The organism is Streptomyces sp. NPDC003027 (assembly GCF_053591435.1).
The window spans coordinates 130,582-149,616 of the sequence record NZ_JBSFTU010000012.1 but is presented as its reverse complement, the minus strand read 5'-3'; the positions used below and the strand labels follow the sequence as shown (position 1 = coordinate 149,616).

Here is a 19,035-nt window from a genome sequence, read left to right as displayed (position 1 = left end):
ACGCCCGGTTACATTCCGAACCCGGAAGCTAAGCCTTTCAGCGCCGATGGTACTGCAGGGGGGACCCTGTGGGAGAGTAGGACGCCGCCGAACAACCCGCCCTTTTAGCTCAGTCGGTAGAGCGTCTCCATGGTAAGGAGAAGGTCAACGGTTCGATTCCGTTAAAGGGCTCAGAGAAAAGGCCCCCGCCTTATGGCGGGGGCCTTTTTGCGTTCCCGGGGAAAGCCGGGGCGTACCTGCCGCCTCTGGTGGGGGACCCAGTCAGGAGGCCCCCCACGACGTGCCGTTCAGTCCTGGGTGAAGGGCTCCGGGATACGCATCGCCAGGATGGCCATGTCGTCGGAGGCGGGCTCCTGGGCGAAGCGTTCGACCGCGCGGAGAATGCGGGCGGACACCGCGCCGGCCGTCAGGCCCGTGCAGGTCTTCAGGACCTCCGCCAGGCCGTCGTCGCCCAGCATCCGCGTGCCCTCGCGGCGTTCCGTGACGCCGTCCGTCACGCACAGCAGGACATCTCCCGGATCCAGCGTGATGGTCTGCTCGTACAGCTCCAGGTCCTCCAGGACGCCCAGCAGCGGCTGCGGGTCGGCAGCCGGGACGACCGTGCCGTCCTGGCGCAGGCGCAACGGCAGAGGGTGGCCGGCGCAGACCACCTTCAGATGGGCCGAGCCGTCCTCCTGCGGCCGGAGCTCGCCGTAGAGGAGAGTGAGGAAGCGGCTGCGCGCGCCCTCGTCGAGGATGGCGGCGTTGAGGCGCTCCAGGACCGCCGGGCCGCCGAAACCCTCGCGGGCCAGCAGACGCAGGGCGTGCCGGGCCAGGCCCGTCACCGCCGCGGCCTCCGGGCCCGTACCGCAGACGTCGCCGATGGCGAAGCCGTAGGCGTTGTCGCGGATCGGGAACAGGTCGTAGAAGTCGCCGCCCACCTCGTTGCCCTCGCCGGCCGCGCGGTAGATGACGTCCACCTCGACACCCGGGATGTCCGGCAGACCCGGCGGCAGCAGACTGCGCTGGAGGGACTGGCTGATCGCCATGCGCTCGCTGTAGAGACGCGCGTTGTCCAGGGCGAGCGCCGCCCGGCGGGAGAGGTCCTCCGCCAGCTCCAGGATCTCCTGACGGAAATGGTCGTCCGAGGGCTTGCCGAGCGTCAGCATGCCGATGACACGGTTGCGGGCCACCAACGGCAGCACGACGGTCTCGCCGCCGACCACCGCGGCCGTGGCGAGCGTGGAGTCGATGCCGGCCGACAACGGCCCGGCCACACCGCCCAGTTCACGCATCGACGTGGAGAGCGCGGCCCGGTGGGCCGCCTCGGCCGGGGCGGCCCAGACGCGCGCGCCGGGCGTCGGCACCGGGTCCGGTGGGGCGATGGAGGACAACAGGGCCTTCAGACCGTCGATGCGGTCCTCGTCCTCGTGAAGGACGTAGGAGAGGTACGGATCCGACGCCTGGTCGGCGATCGTGTAGACGGCGCACCAGGTGGCCAGCGTCGGAACGGTCATCTGGGCCATGAGCGCCAGGGTCTGGTCCCGGTCCAGGGTGCCGGCCAGCAGATCGGACGCCTCCACGAGGAAGCTGAGGGAGCCGCGGCGGAGGCGTTCCAGCTCGCCGAGGCGGGCCGATTCCACGGCGAGGGCGATACGGTCGGCGGCGAACTGCAGGCGCAGGGCCTCTTCGTTGGAGTAGCGGTTCGCGCTCTCGGCGGCCACGCCGAGGGAACCGGTCAGGCGGCCCTCGACCTTGAGGGGGACCGTGACGACCGAGCGCATGCCGGTGCCTTCGAGGAGCGGGACGGCGCCGGGGACGGCGGCCAGGTCCTCGTGGACGGCCGGCATCCGGGCGGAGCCGTAGCGGCTGGCGCCGGTCTCCACAGGGACCCTGGCGAAGCGCTGGCGGGCCGAGGGGAGACCGGTCGTGGCCCGGACCTCCAGTTCGGTCTCGTCGTCCGTGGCGAGCAGCAGGAAGGCGGAGTCGCCGTCGAGCATGTCGCGGGCGCGTTCCACCGTGCGCTGGAGCAGGCCGTCGAGGTCGTCGGGGGCCGGGGAGCCGATGAAGACCTCGAAGGGGTCCGCGGAGCGGTTGTCGGCGCCGGAGTCGGAGACCGGGGGGCGCTGCGGGGTCTGGAGGACCGCCCGCTCGTACTCCCGCACCAGGAGACAGACCGTGGACGGTTCGCCCTCGGCGTCGCGGACCCGGAGGTGGGAGGCGTAGACGGGGATGACACGGCCGTCGGCGCAGCGGATGCCGTAGCTGCCCTCCCAGCGCGAGAGTTGGAGCGCCTCGACGAGTCCCGTGCCGATGCCGGGGGTGTGCGGCCAGGCGGCGAGATCGCCGAGCGGCTTACCGGTGACCTTCTCGGCGGCGTACCCGAAGAGCTCCTCGGCGTCCTCGTTCCAGGCGGTGATGGCGCCGCCGCGGTCGATCTGGGCGACCGCGACGCGCACCCGGCTCTCGGCCACGGGCAGCAGGGCGTCGGGGAGGACCGGGCCCGCGGAGCGGGTGCCGACCGGTCGCTCGGGGAGATCGAGCTGGAACCAGACGTGTTTCCGCGTCGGGGTGTACTCGACGCCCCAGCGGGTGGCGAGGGCCGCGCACAGGAGCAGCCCTCGGCCGTTCTCCCGGTCCGGGTGGGCGAGCGTGCGCCCGCCCTGGAGCGGAATCTCACGTTCGGGGTAGCGGTCGGCGACCTCGACGCGGACGCCGTGCTCACTGCGCAGACAGAGGACGTCGGCGGCGGTGCCGGCGTGGATGACGGCGTTGGTGACGAGTTCGCTGGTGAGGACGACGGCGTCGTCGACGACATCGGCGTAACCCCAGCCGTGGAGGGTGTCGCGGACGAAGGCGCGGGCGGTCGCGACGGACCGCCCGACAGGGTCGAAAGTGGCAGCCGCTCGCGCGGTGATCACAGAACTCCTCGTACGCGTCTCGACGCCCGGCTCTGCCATGGTCGGTATGCCCCTCCCGCTGCCCGGTGCTCTTCGTCGCGCCGCCCCGCCCCCGCCGGGCGGACCGGGGCGGTTGGACAGCCGGATGCCAGGTTACTTACCTTCACTGTCCGGGCGGATGCCGGTCACCGCTGTTTCCGTCCCCCGGGGACGGGGACGTTATGCGAAGCTGCCGAACTGTTATGGCCTTGTTCGGCTGCGGTGAAACACTGGGCAGGCTTGTGGTGACAGCCCGAGCAGTACGGTCAACCCCTTCGGGAGGGACACGGTGGAGTCTGGCACGGCGGCGCGGCGCGGCAGCGGCAGCGGCACGCGGGCGAAGGGCGGACGGTCCCGGAGCGGTGGGACGGTGCAGGTGGACGCGGCGGCCATGGAGCGGCTGCTCGCCGCCCTGGTCTCGATGCGGGACGGGAATTTCCGCAAGCGGCTGACGGTGTCCGGCGACGGGGTCATGGCGGAGATCTGCGCCGTGTTCAACGAGGTCGCCGACCGGCAGATGCATCTGACCGGCGAGTTGTCCCGGGTCCGCCGCATGGTGGGGCGTGAGGGCAAGCTGTCCGAGCGGCTCGAGGCAGGCGCCAGCGAGGGTGCCTGGGCGGCGGCGATCGAGGCCGCGAACGCGTTGGTCGACGATATGACGCGGCCGGTCTCCGAGGTGGGACGGGTGCTGTCGGCGGTCGCCGAGGGCGATCTCGACCAGCGTATGGACTTGCGTTCGGACGGTCCCGACGGGGCGGCGCGGCCGCTGCGGGGGGAGTTCCTGAAGGTCGCGCGGACCGTGAACAACCTGGTCGACCAGTTGTCGGCGTTCACGGACGAGGTGACGCGGGTCGCGCTGGAGGTCGGCACCGAGGGGAAGCTGGGCGGTCAGGCCCAGGTGCGCGGTATGTCCGGTTCGTGGAAGGATCTCACGGATTCGGTCAACACCATGGCGTACCGGCTGACGGCTCAGGTACGTGACATTGCTCTCGTGACGACGGCGGTCGCCAAGGGCGATCTGTCGCGGAAGGTCACGGCGCACGTGGCCGGCGAGATGCTGGAGCTCAAGAACACCGTCAACACGATGGTGGACCAGCTGTCCTCGTTCTCCTCCGAGGTGACCCGGGTCGCGCGTGAGGTGGGTACCGAGGGCGAGCTGGGCGGGCAGGCGGAGGTCGCCGGGGTCGCGGGTGTGTGGAAGGACCTCACGGACTCCGTCAACACGATGGCGGGAAACCTCACCTCACAGGTGAGAGGGATCGCGGAGGTGACCACCGCGGTCGCCAATGGCGACCTCTCGCAGAAGGTCACCGTGAGCGCGCGCGGCGAGGTCGCGCAGCTCGCGGACACCATCAACCAGATGACCGAGACGCTGCGCACCTTCGCCGACGAGGTGACCCGGGTCTCCGGGGAGGTCGGCGCGCAGGGTCTGCTCGGTGGCCAGGCGCAGGTGCCCGGCGCGGCCGGTACGTGGAAGGACCTGACCGATTCGGTCAACACGGTCTTCCGGAACATCACCACGCAGGTGCGGGACATCGCGCAGGTGACGACGGCGGTCGCCAACGGTGATCTGTCGCAGAAGGTCACGGTGGACGTGGCCGGCGAGATGCTGGAGCTGAAGAACACCGTCAACACGATGGTGGACCAGCTGTCCGCCTTCGGTTCCGAGGTGACCCGGGTCGCGCGTGAGGTCGGCGTGGAGGGTCTGCTCGGCGGTCAGGCGCAGGTGCCCGGCGCGGCCGGCACCTGGAAGGACCTCACGGACTCGGTGAACACCGCGTTCCGCAACCTGACGGGTCAGGTGCGGGACATCGCGCAGGTGACGACGGCGGTCGCCAACGGCGATCTGTCGCAGAAGGTCACGGTGGACGTGGCCGGCGAGATGCTGGAGCTGAAGAACACCGTCAACACGATGGTGTCGCAGCTGTCGTCCTTCGCCGACCAGGTGACGCGGATGGCCAGGGACGTGGGCACGGAGGGCCGCCTCGGCGGTCAGGCCCGTGTCGACGGTGTCTCCGGTACGTGGAAGGAGCTCACCGACTCCGTCAACTTCATGGCCGGCAACCTGACGTCCCAGGTGCGGCAGATCGCCCAGGTCACGACGGCCGTGGCGCGCGGTGACCTGTCGCAGAAGATCGACGTGGACGCGCGCGGGGAGATCCTGGAGCTGAAGAACACCATCAACACGATGGTGGACCAGCTGTCCGCCTTCGCCGAGCAGGTGACCCGGGTGGCCCGCGAGGTGGGCACGGACGGGCGGCTCGGCGGTCAGGCCCAGGTGCCGGGCGTCGCCGGTGTGTGGCGCGATCTGACCGACTCGGTGAACGGCATGGCCGGGAACCTCACCGCCCAGGTCCGCAACATCGCGCAGGTCGCCACCGCCGTGGCGCGCGGTGACCTGTCGCAGAAGATCGACGTGGACGCGCGCGGGGAGATCCTGGAGCTGAAGAACACCCTCAACACGATGGTGGACCAGCTCTCCAGCTTCGCGGAGCAGGTGACCCGGGTGGCCCGTGAGGTGGGTACGGAGGGCATTCTGGGCGGTCAGGCCGAGGTGCAGGGGGTCTCCGGCACCTGGAAGGACCTCACCCAGTCGGTGAACTTCATGGCGAACAACCTGACGTCCCAGGTCCGTAACATCGCCGAGGTCACCACCGCGGTGGCCAAGGGCGATCTGTCGAAGAAGATCACCGTCGACGCCAAGGGCGAGATCCTGGAGCTGGTGACGACCGTCAACACGATGGTCGACCAGCTCTCCAACTTCGCGGACGAGGTGACGCGAGTCGCCCGCGAGGTCGGTACGGAGGGCATCCTCGGCGGCCAGGCGCGGGTGCGCGGGGTCACGGGCATCTGGAAGGACCTGAGCGACAACGTCAACCTGATGGCCAACAACCTGACGAGTCAGGTGCGGAACATCTCCCGGGTCTCGTCCGCGGTCGCCAACGGCGACCTGACGAAGAAGGTGACGGTGGAGGCGCGCGGCGAGGTCGCCGAACTCGCCGACACCGTCAACACGATGGTGACGACGCTGTCCTCGTTCGCGGACGAGGTGACGCGAGTCGCCCGCGAGGTGGGTACGGAAGGCGAACTGGGCGGTCAGGCACGGGTTCCGGGCGTCTCCGGCACGTGGAAGGACCTGACCGAGTCGGTGAACTCGATGGCGTCCAACCTGACGGGTCAGGTGCGCCAGATCGCGGCGGTCACGACCGCGATCGCCAAGGGAGATCTCACCAAGAAGATCGACATCGACGCGCGCGGTGAGATCCAGGAGTTGAAGAACACCATCAACACGATGGTCGACCAGCTGTCCTCGTTCGCCGAGGAGGTCACCCGCGTGGCCCGCGAGGTCGGTACGGAGGGCATCCTCGGCGGCCAGGCGCGGGTCCGGGACGTCGACGGCACCTGGCGTGACCTCACCGAGTCGGTGAACGAGATGGCCGGGAACCTGACCCGGCAGGTGCGCGCCATCGCGGCCGTCGCGACCGCGGTGACGCGGGGCGACCTCAACCTCAAGATCGACGGCGTGGACGCGGCGGGCGAGATCCAGGCCCTCCAGGACAACATCAACACCATGATCGCCAACCTGCGCGACACCACCCTCGCCAACGAGGAGCAGGACTGGCTCAAGGGCAACCTCGCGCGGATCTCCGGTCTCATGCAGGGCCGGCGCGACCTGGACGACGTGGCCTCGCTCATCATGAGCGAGCTGACGCCGGTCGTCTCGGCCCAGCACGGCGCGTTCTTCGTCGCGGTGCCCACCGGGTCCGCGAACGGCGGCGCCGAGATCGGCGGCGAGAGCGAGGGCTCGTACGAGCTGCGGATGCGCGGCAGTTACGGCTACTCCGCCGGGTCCATGCCGACGTCCTTCCGTCCCGGGGAGACTCTGATCGGGACGGCGGCCGAGGAGAAGCGGACGATCCAGGTCAACGTCCCGCCGGGCTATCTGAAGATCTCCTCCGGGCTCGGCGAGGCCGCCCCGGCGCATGTGATCGTGCTTCCGGTCCTCTTCGAGGGGAAGGTCCTCGGCGTCATCGAGCTGGCCTCCTTCCAGCCGTTCACCCAGATCCAGCGGGACTTCCTCAACCAGCTCGCCGAGCTGATCGCGACGACCGTCAACACCATCAGCGTGAACACCAAGACCGAGGTGCTGCTCAAGCAGTCGCAGGAGCTGACCGAGCAGCTGCGGGAGCGGTCGGCCGAGCTGGAGCACCGGCAGAAGGAGTTGCAGGGCTCCAACGCGGAACTGGAGGAGAAGGCGGAGCTGCTCGCCCGGCAGAACCGGGACATCGAGGTGAAGAACACCGAGATCGAGGAGGCCCGGCAGGTTCTGGAGGAGCGTGCCGAACAGCTCGCCGTCTCGATGCGGTACAAGTCGGAGTTCCTGGCGAACATGTCGCACGAGCTGCGCACCCCGCTCAACTCGCTTCTGATCCTGGCCAAGCTGCTCGCCGACAACGCCGACGCCAACCTCTCGCCCAAGCAGGTCGAGTTCGCGGAGACGATCCACGGCGCCGGCTCGGACCTGCTTCAGCTGATCAACGACATCCTCGACCTGTCCAAGGTCGAGGCGGGCAAGATGGACGTCTCCCCGACCCGTATCGCGCTGGTCCAGCTCGTCGACTACGTCGAGGCGACGTTCCGGCCGCTGACGGCGGAGAAGGGGCTCGACTTCGCGGTCCGGGTCTCGCCCGAACTGCCCGCGACACTCCACACCGACGAGCAGCGACTGCTCCAGGTGCTGCGCAACCTGCTGTCCAACGCGGTGAAGTTCACCGACACGGGCGCGGTGGAGCTGGTCATCCGGCCCGCCGGGACGGACGTGCCGCAGTCGATCCGCGAGCAGCTCCTGGAGGCCGGGACGCTGCGCGACCCGGAGGCCGAGCTGATCGCGTTCTCGGTGACCGACACGGGCATCGGCATCGCGGCCGGGAAGATGCGGGTCATCTTCGAGGCGTTCAAGCAGGCGGACGGGACGACCAGCCGCAAGTACGGCGGTACGGGTCTGGGGCTCTCGATCAGCCGGGAGATCGCCCGTCTGCTCGGCGGTGAGATCTACGCGGTGAGCGAGCCGGGGCGCGGTTCGACGTTCACGCTGTATCTGCCGCTGAACCCCGAACTGTCCCCGAACGGGTACGGGCAGGGCGAGGACGGGGCGATGGACCCGCAGCCGGGGTACGAGGACGACGCCGGCGGCCAGGAGGGGCACTTCCCGCCCTCGTCCACGTCCATGGCGGCCGATCTGCGCTCGGGGGCCGGGGCGCTGTTCCGGCACCGGCGCAGGGCGGTCCAGGCGGGGGTCGACGACCGGCCGTCGCTGCCGGGCCGGCCCGGCCGGTCCGCCGGCGCCGACCAGTCCGCGGCCGCCGAGGACCGGGCGGACACCGCGCCGCGCCGCACGTTCTCCTTCAGCGGTGAGAAGGTGCTGATCGTGGACGACGACATCCGCAACGTCTTCGCGCTGACCAGCGTCCTGGAGCAGCACGGCCTTGCGGTGCTGTACGCGGAGAACGGCCGTGAGGGCATCGAAGTCCTGGAGCAGCACGACGACGTGACGGTCGTGCTGATGGACATCATGATGCCGGAGATGGACGGGTACGCGACGACGACCGCGATCCGGCGGATGCCGCAGTTCGCCGGCCTGCCGATCATCGCGCTGACGGCGAAGGCGATGAAGGGCGACCGGGAGAAGGCGATCGAGTCGGGCGCCTCCGACTACGTCACCAAGCCGGTCGACCCCGATCACCTGCTGTCGGTGATGGAGCAGTGGATGCGGGGGAGTGACGGCATTCTCCCCGCGTAGGCAACGGGGAGGTATCGATCCGCTGACGGACTGTCGCCACAGGCGTGTGAGAGGGAGATGACCGGGGGAACCTTCTGGTCTCCCACCACGTTTCCGCTACGTGCACAGTGACATCGTGGTGACAGGGTGTGGCGACAGGCGGGGTGCGGCTACCATGACCGGCACAAGGACGGACGGCGCAAGGGAGTCGTCTTCTGGGGCGGCGCCCGGTGCTTCCCCCGGCTCGATGAGCCGGGGTGAGCCCATGCCGGGGCGAGGAGGACGGGGCATGGTGCAGAAGGCCAAGATCCTCCTGGTCGATGACCGGCCGGAGAATCTGCTGGCGCTGGAGGCCATTCTCTCCGCGCTCGATCAGACACTGGTGCGGGCATCGTCCGGGGAGGAAGCGCTCAAGGCGCTGCTGACCGACGACTTCGCGGTCATTCTGCTGGATGTCCAGATGCCTGGAATGGATGGATTCGAGACCGCCGCGCACATCAAGCGGCGCGAGCGGACCCGTGACATTCCGATCATCTTCCTCACCGCCATCAACCACGGCCCCCACCACACCTTCCGCGGCTATGCCGCCGGCGCCGTCGACTACATCTCCAAGCCGTTCGACCCGTGGGTACTGCGCGCCAAGGTCTCGGTCTTCGTCGAGCTGTACATGAAGAACTGCCAGCTGCGTGAGCAGGCCGCGCTGCTCCGGCTCCAGCTGGAGGGCGGGGGCCACGGCGGTCACGCCAAGGAGTCCGCGGGGCTGCTCGCCGAGCTCTCGGCCCGTCTCGCCGCGGTCGAGGAGCAGGCGGAGGCGCTGTCCAAGCAGCTCGACGACGAATCCGCCGACGCCGCGGCCGTCGCCACCGCCGCCCATCTGGAGCGCAAGCTCACCGGGTTGCGGCGCGCCCTCGACGCGCTGGAGCCGGGCACGGGCGGCGCGCCCACCCTGCCCGCACAGAACTGACCCACCGTCACCACAGCGGTGCCCCGCGTGAACGGGCGTCAGTTTCATGCCCCGACAAGGGCGACACGAACGGGTGAGGCCGGACGCGCACGTGTCGCGGGCGGCTCACACCGGTAACCTCAGCATCATGGCCTCACGTACGTCCGGCAAGGGTTCCCAGGGCACCGCGAAGCCGCGCGCCGGCCGTACGACCGGCGTCGCGAAGAAAGCGGCGCCCACCAAGAAGCCTGCCGCCGGGTCGGCCAAGCCTCCCGCGAAGAAGGCGCCGGCCAGGAAGGCCGCACCCGCCAAGCGGGCGCCCGCCAGGAAGACCGCCGCGAAGAAGGCCGCGCCCCGGCCCGCCCCGTCGCCGACCGGGGGCGTGTACCGGCTCGCCCGCGGACTCTGGCTCGGGCTCGCCCACGCCGTCGGGGCGTTGTTCCGGGGGATAGGGCGCGGAGCCAAGGGACTCGACCCGGCCCACCGCAAGGACGGCCTGGCGCTGCTGCTCCTCGGCCTCGCGCTGATCGTCGCCGCCGGGACGTGGTCCCATCTGCGCGGCCCGGTCGGCGACCTCGTCGAGATGCTGGTCACCGGCGCGTTCGGCCGGCTCGACCTGCTCGTCCCGCTGCTGGTCGGCGCCATCGGCATCCGGCTCATCCTCTATCCGGAGAGGCCGGAGGCCAACGGCCGTATCGTCATCGGCCTCTCCGCGCTCGTCATCGGCGTGCTCGGGCAGGTCCACATCGCCTGCGGGTCGCCCGGCCGAGGCGACGGGACCAAGGCCATGCAGGACGCCGGTGGGCTGATCGGCTGGGCCGCCTCCCAGCCGCTCGTCTTCATGATGGGCGAGGTGCTCGCCGTACCGATGCTCGTCCTGCTCACCGTCTTCGGGCTGCTCGTCGTCACCGCGACACCCGTCAACGCCATCCCGCAGCGACTGCGCACGCTCGGCGCCCGGCTCGGCATCGTCGAGCCGGCGTACGACCCCGAGTTCGTCGACGAGGACGCGACGTACGACGGAGCGTGGCGCGAGGCCGCGCCGGCGCGCCCCCGGCGCAGGGCTCCCGGGGCCGAGGAGCCGTACGACGCCGACCGGGTGGAGGAGGAGGCGCTCACCCGCCGCAGGCGTCCGCGCCGCTCCTCCACGCAGCCGGACTTCGACCGGCCCATGGACGCCGTCGACGTCGCCGCGGCCGCGGCCGCCGCACTCGACGGGGCCGTGCTCAACGGCATGCCGCCGTCCCCGCTGGTCGCCGACCTGACCCGGGACGTCACCGCCGAGCGGGCCGCAGCCGTGGCCGGCGACGGCGCGGACGCCCCTGCGGCTCCCTCCGTACCTCCGGCCGCTCCGGTGCCCACCGCCCGCGGCGCCCAGGCCGGGCGCCGTACCGGAGCCGTACCGGACCTGACCAAGCCCGCGCCCGCACCCACCGAAATGCCGCCCCGCGCGGAGCAGCTGCGGCTCTCCGGGGACATCACCTACGCGCTGCCGTCCATGGACCTGCTGCAGCGCGGTGGGCCGGGCAAGACACGCAGCGCCGCCAACGACGCCGTGGTGGCCTCGCTCACCACCGTCTTCAGCGAGTTCAAGGTCGACGCGGCCGTCACCGGCTTCACCCGCGGGCCGACGGTCACACGGTACGAGGTCGAGCTCGGGCCCGCCGTGAAGGTCGAGAAGATCACGGCGCTCACCAAGAACATCGCCTACGCCGTGGCCAGCCCGGACGTCCGGATCATCTCGCCGATCCCCGGCAAGTCGGCGGTCGGGATCGAGATCCCGAACAGCGACCGCGAGATGGTCAACCTCGGCGACGTGCTGCGGCTCGCGGACGCGGCGGGCGACGACCATCCGATGCTGGTGGCGCTCGGCAAGGACGTCGAGGGCGGCTATGTGATGTCGAACCTGGCGAAGATGCCGCACATCCTGGTCGCCGGAGCCACCGGTTCCGGCAAGTCGTCGTGCATCAACTGCCTCATCACCTCGGTGATGATAAGAGCGACCCCCGAGGACGTCCGGATGGTCCTCGTCGACCCCAAGCGGGTCGAGCTCACCGCGTACGAGGGCATCCCGCACCTGATCACGCCGATCATCACCAACCCCAAGCGGGCCGCCGAGGCGCTGCAGTGGGTCGTGCGCGAGATGGACCTGCGCTACGACGACCTCGCGGCGTTCGGCTTCCGGCACATCGACGACTTCAACGAGGCCATCCGCCAGGGAAAGGTGAAGCTGCCCGAGGGCAGCGAGCGCGAGCTCCAGCCCTATCCGTACCTGCTGGTGATCGTGGACGAGCTGGCCGACCTGATGATGGTCGCGCCCCGGGACGTCGAGGACGCCATCGTCCGCATCACCCAGTTGGCCCGTGCGGCCGGCATCCATCTGGTGCTCGCCACCCAGCGTCCGTCCGTGGACGTCGTCACCGGTCTGATCAAGGCGAACGTGCCCTCGCGGCTCGCCTTCGCCACCTCCTCCCTCGCCGACAGCCGGGTCATCCTGGACCAGCCGGGCGCGGAGAAGCTCATCGGAAAGGGTGACGGTCTGTACCTGCCGATGGGGGCGAACAAGCCCATCAGGATGCAGGGCGCCTTCGTCACCGAGGCCGAGGTCGCGGCCGTCGTCCAGCACTGCAAGGATCAGATGGCCCCGGTCTTCCGGGACGACGTCACCGTCGGCACCAAGCAGAAGAAGGAGATCGACGAGGACATCGGCGACGACCTCGACCTGCTGTGCCAGGCCGCCGAGCTGGTGGTCTCGACCCAGTTCGGTTCGACGTCGATGCTCCAGCGCAAGCTACGCGTCGGCTTCGCGAAGGCCGGACGGCTGATGGACCTGATGGAGTCGCGGAACATCGTCGGGCCGAGCGAGGGCTCCAAGGCGCGGGACGTGCTCGTCAAGCCGGACGAGCTGGACGGGGTACTGGCCGTCATCCGCGGGGAGTCGTCCGAGGTGTGACCGGGTCCGGCCGCCCGGCCGGCCCTGCGAACCGGCCGGGCGGAAACGAGACCTGGCCGAGACTCACTCGTAAGGGAACACAGGGCAACCGTTTCCCCGGGTCGTACGTCAAGTTGGAGGGAAGGACAGGACGATGTCCCAGCCTCATGGCGTACAAACGAGTCCGCCCGGTTGCCCCACCCTTTCGTACCACCCATAGACTGAACATCCAGCAGGTGGCTACACGCTCGAAAGGCGCTCACGTGTCCATCGGCAACTCCCCCGAAGACGACCGGAACTTCCCGGCAGACGACCGGGATTCGATCGGTCGCGCTCTCCAGCAGGCCCGAATCGCCGCTGGTCTCACCGTCGACGAGGTCAGTGCGTCCACCCGCGTCCGCATCCCGATCGTGCACGCGATCGAGGAGGACGACTTCACGCGCTGCGGCGGCGACGTCTACGCCCGCGGGCACATCCGCACGCTCGCACGCGCCGTCGGGCTCGATCCCGTTCCCCTGGTCGAGCAGTACGACGCCGAGCACGGCGGCCGGCCCGCGCCGACCCCCGCCGCGCCGCTCTTCGAGGCGGAACGCATCCGTCCCGAACCGCGCCGGCCCAACTGGACCGCCGCCATGGTGGCGGCGATCGTCGCCGTCGTCGGCTTCGCCGGCTTCACGATGTTCAACGGCACCCAGGCGCCCAGCGGGCCCGGCACCGTCGCCGAAGGCCCCGCGGCGGAGAAGAAGCCCACCGGCAAGCCCAAGCCGACCAAGCCGGCCGACCCCAAGCCGGTCCCCTCCGAGAGCGCCATCGCGGCGGTCCCGAAGGACAAGGTCACGGTCAAGGTGACCGCGATCGACGACAAGAGCTGGATCTCCGCCAAGGCGCACGACGGCAAGCTCCTCTTCGACGGCCTGCTCTTCAAGGGCGAGTCGAAGACCTTCCAGGACGCCGAGCGCGTCGACCTGGTCCTCGGCAACGCCGGACCGATCGAGCTCCACGTGAACGGCAAGAAGATCGAGGAGAAGTTCGAATCCGGCCAGGTCGAGCGGCTCTCGTACACCAAGGGCGACCCCGAGGCCGGCTGATCCACGCGGTCCTCCCGCAGGCCCGCTCCGCCGGCCCCCACCGTGCCCCCGTCGCGCAGGCGAACCCTCCGCGACGGGGGCACGGCCGGGACGAAGTAGTCTTGAGCCCATGCCCGAACGCCGTACCGTCGCCCTTGTCACTCTTGGCTGCGCCCGTAACGAGGTGGACTCGGAGGAGCTCGCAGGCCGCTTGGCAGCGGACGGCTGGGAGCTCGTCCAGGACGCATCGGACGCGGACGTCGCCGTCGTCAACACCTGTGGATTCGTCGAAGCCGCCAAGAAGGACTCCGTCGACGCCCTCCTCGAAGCCAATGACCTGAAGGACCACGGCAGGACCCAGGCCGTCGTCGCGGTCGGCTGCATGGCCGAGCGGTACGGCAAGGAGCTCGCCGAGGCCCTCCCCGAGGCCGACGGCGTGCTCGGTTTCGACGACTACGCAGACATCTCCGACCGCCTCCAGACCATCCTCAGCGGCGGCAGTGTCGAGGCCCACACCCCGCGTGACCGGCGCAAGCTGCTGCCGCTGTCCCCGGTGGAGCGGCAGCAGGCCGCGGCGGGCGTGGCCCTGCCCGGGCACGGCGCGCCCGAGGCCCCCCAGGCCCCTGAGAACGTACCGGCCGACCTCCCCGAGGGCCTCGCCCCGGCCTCCGGGCCGCGCGCGCCCCTGCGCCGCCGCCTGGACACCAGCCCCGTCGCCTCCGTGAAGCTCGCCTCCGGCTGCGACCGCCGCTGCTCGTTCTGCGCCATCCCGTCCTTCCGCGGCTCCTTCGTCTCGCGCCGGCCCTCGGACGTGCTCGGAGAGACCCGCTGGCTCGCCGAGCAGGGCGTGAAGGAGGTCATGCTGGTCTCCGAGAACAACACCTCCTACGGCAAGGACCTCGGCGACATCCGCCTCCTGGAGACCCTGCTGCCGGAGCTGGCCGCCGTCGACGGCATCGAGCGGGTCCGCGTCAGCTACCTCCAGCCCGCCGAGATGCGCCCCGGCCTGATCGACGTCCTGACCTCGACCGAGAAGGTCGCCCCGTACTTCGACCTGTCCTTCCAGCACAGCGCCCCGGACGTGCTGCGGGCGATGCGCCGCTTCGGCGACACCGACCGCTTCCTGGAGCTCCTGGAGACCATCCGCTCCAAGGCCCCCACCGCCGGCGCCCGCTCCAACTTCATCGTCGGCTTCCCCGGCGAGACCGAGGCGGACTTCGCCGAGCTGGAACGCTTCATCACCCACGCCCGCCTGGACGCCATCGGCGTCTTCGGCTACTCCGACGAGGACGGCACCGAGGCCGCCACGTACGAGCACAAGCTCGACCAGGAGGTCGTGGACGAGCGGCTCGCCCACCTCTCGCGCCTCGCCGAGGAGCTCACCGCCCAGCGTGCGGAGGAGCGGATCGGAGAGACCCTGGAAGTACTCGTCGAATCGGTCGACTCCGTCGAGGAGGACGGCGGCGTGATCGGCCGCGCCGCACACCAGGCGCCCGAGACGGACGGACAGGTGATCATCACCACCGACTCCGCCGCGCACCACGACCTGGCCCCCGGCCGTATGGTCAGGGCGAAGGTCGTGGGAACGGAAGGCGTCGACCTGGTGGCCGAGTTCTGCGATCTTCTGGGGAGCGACCCCCGGACCCCCGAAGTCGAGGAGGCGGGCAGATGACCGGAGTCCCGGCATCCGCGACGGGCGGGACCGGTAGGCCTGCGCCCGGCGGCAAGCTGGGCGCTGCGGCCGTCGATCAGGCCAGCCTGTGGAACATCGCCAACCTCCTCACCATGATGCGGCTGGTGCTCGTCCCCGCCTTCGTGGTGCTGCTGCTCCAGGACGGCGGACACGACCCCGCCTGGCGCGCCTGGGCGTGGGCCGCCTTCGCCGTCGCCATGATCACCGACATCTTCGACGGCCATCTGGCACGGGCGTACAACCTGGTCACGGACTTCGGGAAGATCGCCGACCCGATCGCCGACAAGGCGATCATGGCGGCCGGGCTGATCTGTCTGTCCTGGCTGGGGGACCTGCCGTGGTGGGTGACGGCGGTGATCCTCGCCCGGGAGCTCGGCATCACGCTGATGCGGTTCTGGGTGATCCGGCACGGCGTGATTCCGGCCAGTCGCGGCGGGAAGATGAAGACGCTGGCGCAGGGCACGGCCGTCGGGATGTACGTGCTCGCGCTGACCGGTCCACTCGCCACCCTGCGCTTCTGGGTGATGGCGGTCGCCGTGGTGCTGACGGTCGTCACCGGCCTGGACTACGTCCGGCAGGCGATCGTGCTCCGGCGCCGCGGGCTGGCCGCGGAGCGGGCGGCGAAGGCCGGTGGTACGTCGCTCCCGGGCAACACGGCGGGGTCGGCGCGATGAAGGAGGCCGCTCTGGTGCTGGAGCTGCTCGCGGAGCGTGGTCACACGGTGGCCGCCGCGGAGTCCCTCACGGGCGGTCTGGTGGCCGCTGAGCTCACCGGGGCTCCTGGAGCCTCACGGTTCTTCCGCGGGTCCGTCACGGCCTACGCGACGCCCCTGAAGGAGGAACTCCTGGGCGTCGACGGAGCCCTACTGGCGGAGCGCGGTGCGGTGGATCCCGAGGTCGCGCTGCAGATGGCGGCGGGTGTACGCACACGGCTGGGGGCCGACTGGGGCATCGCCACGACCGGTGTCGCAGGCCCCGAACCGCAGGACGGACAGCCCGTCGGAACGGTGTACGTGGCGGTGGCGGGACCACCGGAATCGGACACCGGGGCCGGGAAAGTGGCGTCGTTGCGGTTGAACGGCGACCGTGCGGACATCCGTAGAGAGAGTGTACGGAGCGTGCTGGAGCTGCTCGGTAACGAACTCTCGGGAAATGGCCGGGCACAGGATACGGAACAGAACGGGGGGAATTGATGTTTGCAGCCCTGAGAGAACACGACATCGCTCCCCGCACGGCCGCGTCGCGAGGCGGTACGGTGGGGCGTGAAGGATGCGGCTACGCGGTCCGAGGAGGGAGCCACCGATGATTCTGCTCCGTCGCCTGTTGGGTGACGTGCTGCGTCGGCAGCGCCAGCGCCAGGGCCGTACTCTGCGCGAAGTCTCCTCGTCCGCCCGAGTTTCGCTCGGCTATCTCTCCGAGGTGGAGCGGGGGCAGAAGGAGGCTTCCTCCGAGCTGCTCTCCGCGATCTGCGACGCGCTGGACGTACGGATGTCCGAGCTCATGCGTGAAGTGAGCGACGAGCTGTCACTGGCCGAACTGGCCGAGTCGGCGGCGGCGAGCGAACCGGTGCCTACGCCGGTACGCCCGATGCTCAATTCGGTGTCGGTGACGTCGGTGGCAGGTGTGCCCACCGAGCGGGTGACCATCAAGGCGCCCGCGGAAGCGGTGGACGTCGTCGCTGCCTGAACCGAAGTGGGCGGAAGCCCCGGTTGGTGTCCCGTACGGGCACCGACCGGGGCTTTTGCCATTCCCCGCGGTGATAGGGCGGGTTCACGCGGTTGAGTTTGAGATGCCCGATACGGGTCATGCGTGCCATGGTGGGGGAACGACCGTACGACTGGTTGGAGACATGTATGTCCGTCGTGAAGAGCTCGTTGTCCGAAGCCGACCTCAAGACGGTCGGCAACGCCTTGCAGGGCGCTCTCGTCGACCTGGTCGACCTCGCCCTCGTCGCCAAGCAGGTCCACTGGAACGTGGTCGGGCCGAGGTTCCGCTCGGTCCATCTGCAGCTCGACGAGGTCGTGACCACCGCCCGCCAGCACTCCGACGTGGTGGCCGAACGGGCCTCCGCGGTGGGCGTCAACCCGGACGGCCGGGCCGCGTCCGTCGCCTCGGGCAGCGCGATCGGCGAGGTCCCCACGGGCTGGATCAAGGACACGCAGGCGGTGAAGATCCTTGTCGACGCCCTGGTCGCGGTGATCGAGCGGATGCGGGAGCGGATCGAGGTCACGGACGAGCCGGACCCGGTCACCCAGGACATCCTGATCGGACTCACGGCCGACCTCGAGAAGCACGCGTGGATGTTCCAGGCGGAGAGCGCCTAGGGTCTTTCGTTTGGTTCAGGCCGGAGCCCGGCATGTTCCAAACGAAAGGCCCTAGCCGTGGTGACGGGTGCGGCGGACGGGCCGCCGCGCCTGTGGCCCGCTGCCCGTGGTCCTCGGTGTGCACGGAGTCTTCCGTGCGCCGGGGATCGCTCCGGTGCGCCCTCCCGCCGGGCGATACGGCCGGTCTAGCGTCGACCGGAGGAGGCGGCGATGGTACGTCTACGGGTTCCGCTGCCGAGGCTCGCGTGGGTGGCCGGCGGGCTGATGGCCGGCGGGCTGTGGTGGTGGGCGGTGCTGCGTCTGGTGCTCACCCCCGAACAGTCCGGCGTGGCGGAGGCGACGATCGCGGCCGGAGGGTGGGGGCTCAGCCTGCTGCCGGTGCATGTGGCGGCTTCCCCCGCCAGGAGCGACCGGTCCAAGGCCACCCTCTCGACGCCCCGCCGTTGGGGTAGAGGATCTGACCCGTCGTGAGGGGACCGCACGCAACCTGATTGACGGCTCGTCAGTCATAGGAGGGGCTTGAAGAGGTTGGAGGGGCCGGGGGGCTGGACGGGCCCTTCTGGCAGCCCGGGCACCAGTAGGTGACCCGGTCGCCCAGTTCCGCCTTCCGGACGAGGGCGCCGCAGCGCAGACAGGGGCGGCCGCGGCGGCCGTAGACGTAGAGCCCCTCGGACGGGCGGCGCGCGGGCGTCGTCCTGCGGACGGGGCGGTCCTTGTTCGCCTCCAGGAGGCGGTGGGCGGTGGCGACCAGCCGCTCGGGTACGCCGGGCGGGAGCTCGCCCACCGGAAGCCAGGGCGTGACCGCGGTGAGAAAGGCCAGCTCACATGCGTAGACGTTGCCGATGCCCGCGAGATTGCGCTGGTCGAGCAGAGCCTGGCCGAGGGGGCGCGCGGGGTCGGCGGTGAGCCTGCGGACGGCTTCGACAGGGTCCCAGCCAGGGCCGAGGAGGTCCGGGCCGAGATGGCCCACGACATCCGGCTCTTCTGCGGTGCGGATCAGTTCGAGGACGGGGAGGCGGTAGCCGACGGCGGTGTGCTCGTCGTTGCCGAGGATCGCCCGGATCTGGTGGGCCGGTCCGCCGCGCCACCGCTCACCGGTGGCGTACACCTGCCACGAGCCGTCCATCCTCAGATGGGAGTGGAGGGTGAGGTCCCCCTCGAGCCGGGTGAGCAGATGCTTCCCGCGCGGGGTCACGTCGAAGACCGTGCGCCCGGTGAGGTCGGCGGTGGCGAACCGCGGCACGCGCAGGTCGGACCGGGTCAGGACACGTCCGGCCAGCGCGGAGTGCAGTCGGCGGGCGGCCAGCCAGACGGTGTCTCCTTCGGGCATGGCTCCATCATGCGGGATCCGATCACGCATCGGTGCAGCTGCCGGCCGGA

General features: G+C 70.3%; 12 protein-coding genes, 1 tRNA gene and 1 rRNA gene. 12 read left to right on the top strand and 2 right to left on the bottom strand.

Going from position 1 to position 19,035, the window contains the following annotated elements; all coding sequences use genetic code 11:
- Positions 1-93 (top strand): 5S ribosomal RNA (gene rrf, locus ACWDX6_RS12195); the annotation flags it as partial.
- Between the two features lie 5 nt (positions 94-98).
- Positions 99-171: transfer RNA gene (locus tag ACWDX6_RS12190), tRNA-Thr, on the top strand.
- Between the two features lie 116 nt (positions 172-287).
- On the opposite strand, the gene ACWDX6_RS12185 is transcribed toward ACWDX6_RS12190, so the two are convergent.
- Positions 288-2,939 (bottom strand): SpoIIE family protein phosphatase, encoded by a 2,652-nt coding sequence (locus tag ACWDX6_RS12185; protein ID WP_451484841.1) that lies wholly within the window; start codon positions 2,937-2,939, stop codon positions 288-290.
- A 268-nt stretch (positions 2,940-3,207) separates the two neighbouring features.
- Here ACWDX6_RS12185 and ACWDX6_RS12180 point away from each other — a divergent pair, with 268 nt between their 5' ends.
- From ACWDX6_RS12180 to ACWDX6_RS12135, 10 genes are all read left to right on the top strand, one after another.
- A complete protein-coding gene (locus ACWDX6_RS12180; protein WP_451484840.1) occupies positions 3,208-8,718 on the top strand; it encodes a HAMP domain-containing protein in 5,511 nt (1,836 codons plus the stop codon).
- A gap of 268 nt (positions 8,719-8,986) precedes the next feature.
- Positions 8,987-9,661, top strand: coding sequence for a response regulator (locus ACWDX6_RS12175; protein WP_356895573.1), 675 nt, complete (start codon positions 8,987-8,989; stop codon positions 9,659-9,661).
- Positions 9,662-9,788: 127 nt separating this feature from the next.
- Positions 9,789-12,593 (top strand): DNA translocase FtsK, encoded by a 2,805-nt coding sequence (locus tag ACWDX6_RS12170; RefSeq protein WP_451484839.1) that lies wholly within the window; start codon positions 9,789-9,791, stop codon positions 12,591-12,593.
- Between the two features lie 242 nt (positions 12,594-12,835).
- A complete protein-coding gene (locus tag ACWDX6_RS12165) occupies positions 12,836-13,660 on the top strand; it encodes a helix-turn-helix domain-containing protein (RefSeq protein ID WP_451484838.1) in 825 nt (274 codons plus the stop codon).
- A gap of 109 nt (positions 13,661-13,769) precedes the next feature.
- Positions 13,770-15,311, top strand: coding sequence for a 30S ribosomal protein S12 methylthiotransferase RimO (rimO, locus tag ACWDX6_RS12160; protein ID WP_451484837.1), 1,542 nt, complete (start codon positions 13,770-13,772; stop codon positions 15,309-15,311).
- Entirely contained in the window at positions 15,308-16,006 is a 699-nt protein-coding gene (pgsA, locus tag ACWDX6_RS12155) for a CDP-diacylglycerol--glycerol-3-phosphate 3-phosphatidyltransferase (RefSeq protein ID WP_451484836.1), read from the top strand. The genes rimO and pgsA overlap by 4 nt, the downstream gene beginning before the upstream one ends.
- Entirely contained in the window at positions 16,003-16,524 is a 522-nt protein-coding gene (locus tag ACWDX6_RS12150; protein ID WP_451484835.1) for a CinA family protein, read from the top strand. The genes pgsA and ACWDX6_RS12150 overlap by 4 nt, the downstream gene beginning before the upstream one ends.
- Before the next feature lie 109 nt (positions 16,525-16,633).
- Complete coding sequence (locus tag ACWDX6_RS12145) at positions 16,634-17,017, top strand: helix-turn-helix domain-containing protein (RefSeq protein WP_041131554.1); 384 nt, start codon at positions 16,634-16,636, stop codon at positions 17,015-17,017.
- A gap of 167 nt (positions 17,018-17,184) precedes the next feature.
- Entirely contained in the window at positions 17,185-17,655 is a 471-nt protein-coding gene (locus tag ACWDX6_RS12140) for a Dps family protein (RefSeq protein ID WP_451484834.1), read from the top strand.
- 210 nt (positions 17,656-17,865) lie between these two features.
- Positions 17,866-18,126 carry a hypothetical protein gene (locus ACWDX6_RS12135; protein WP_451484833.1) on the top strand — a complete coding sequence of 87 codons (261 nt, stop codon included), beginning with the start codon at positions 17,866-17,868 and terminating at the stop codon, positions 18,124-18,126.
- A gap of 31 nt (positions 18,127-18,157) precedes the next feature.
- Here ACWDX6_RS12135 and ACWDX6_RS12130 read toward each other — a convergent pair whose 3' ends face one another.
- The gene (locus ACWDX6_RS12130) at positions 18,158-18,985 is read right to left on the bottom strand and encodes an Fpg/Nei family DNA glycosylase (RefSeq protein ID WP_451484832.1); all 828 of its coding nucleotides are present in this window, start codon (positions 18,983-18,985) and stop codon (positions 18,158-18,160) included.
- Positions 18,986-19,035: the final 50 nt, after the last annotated feature.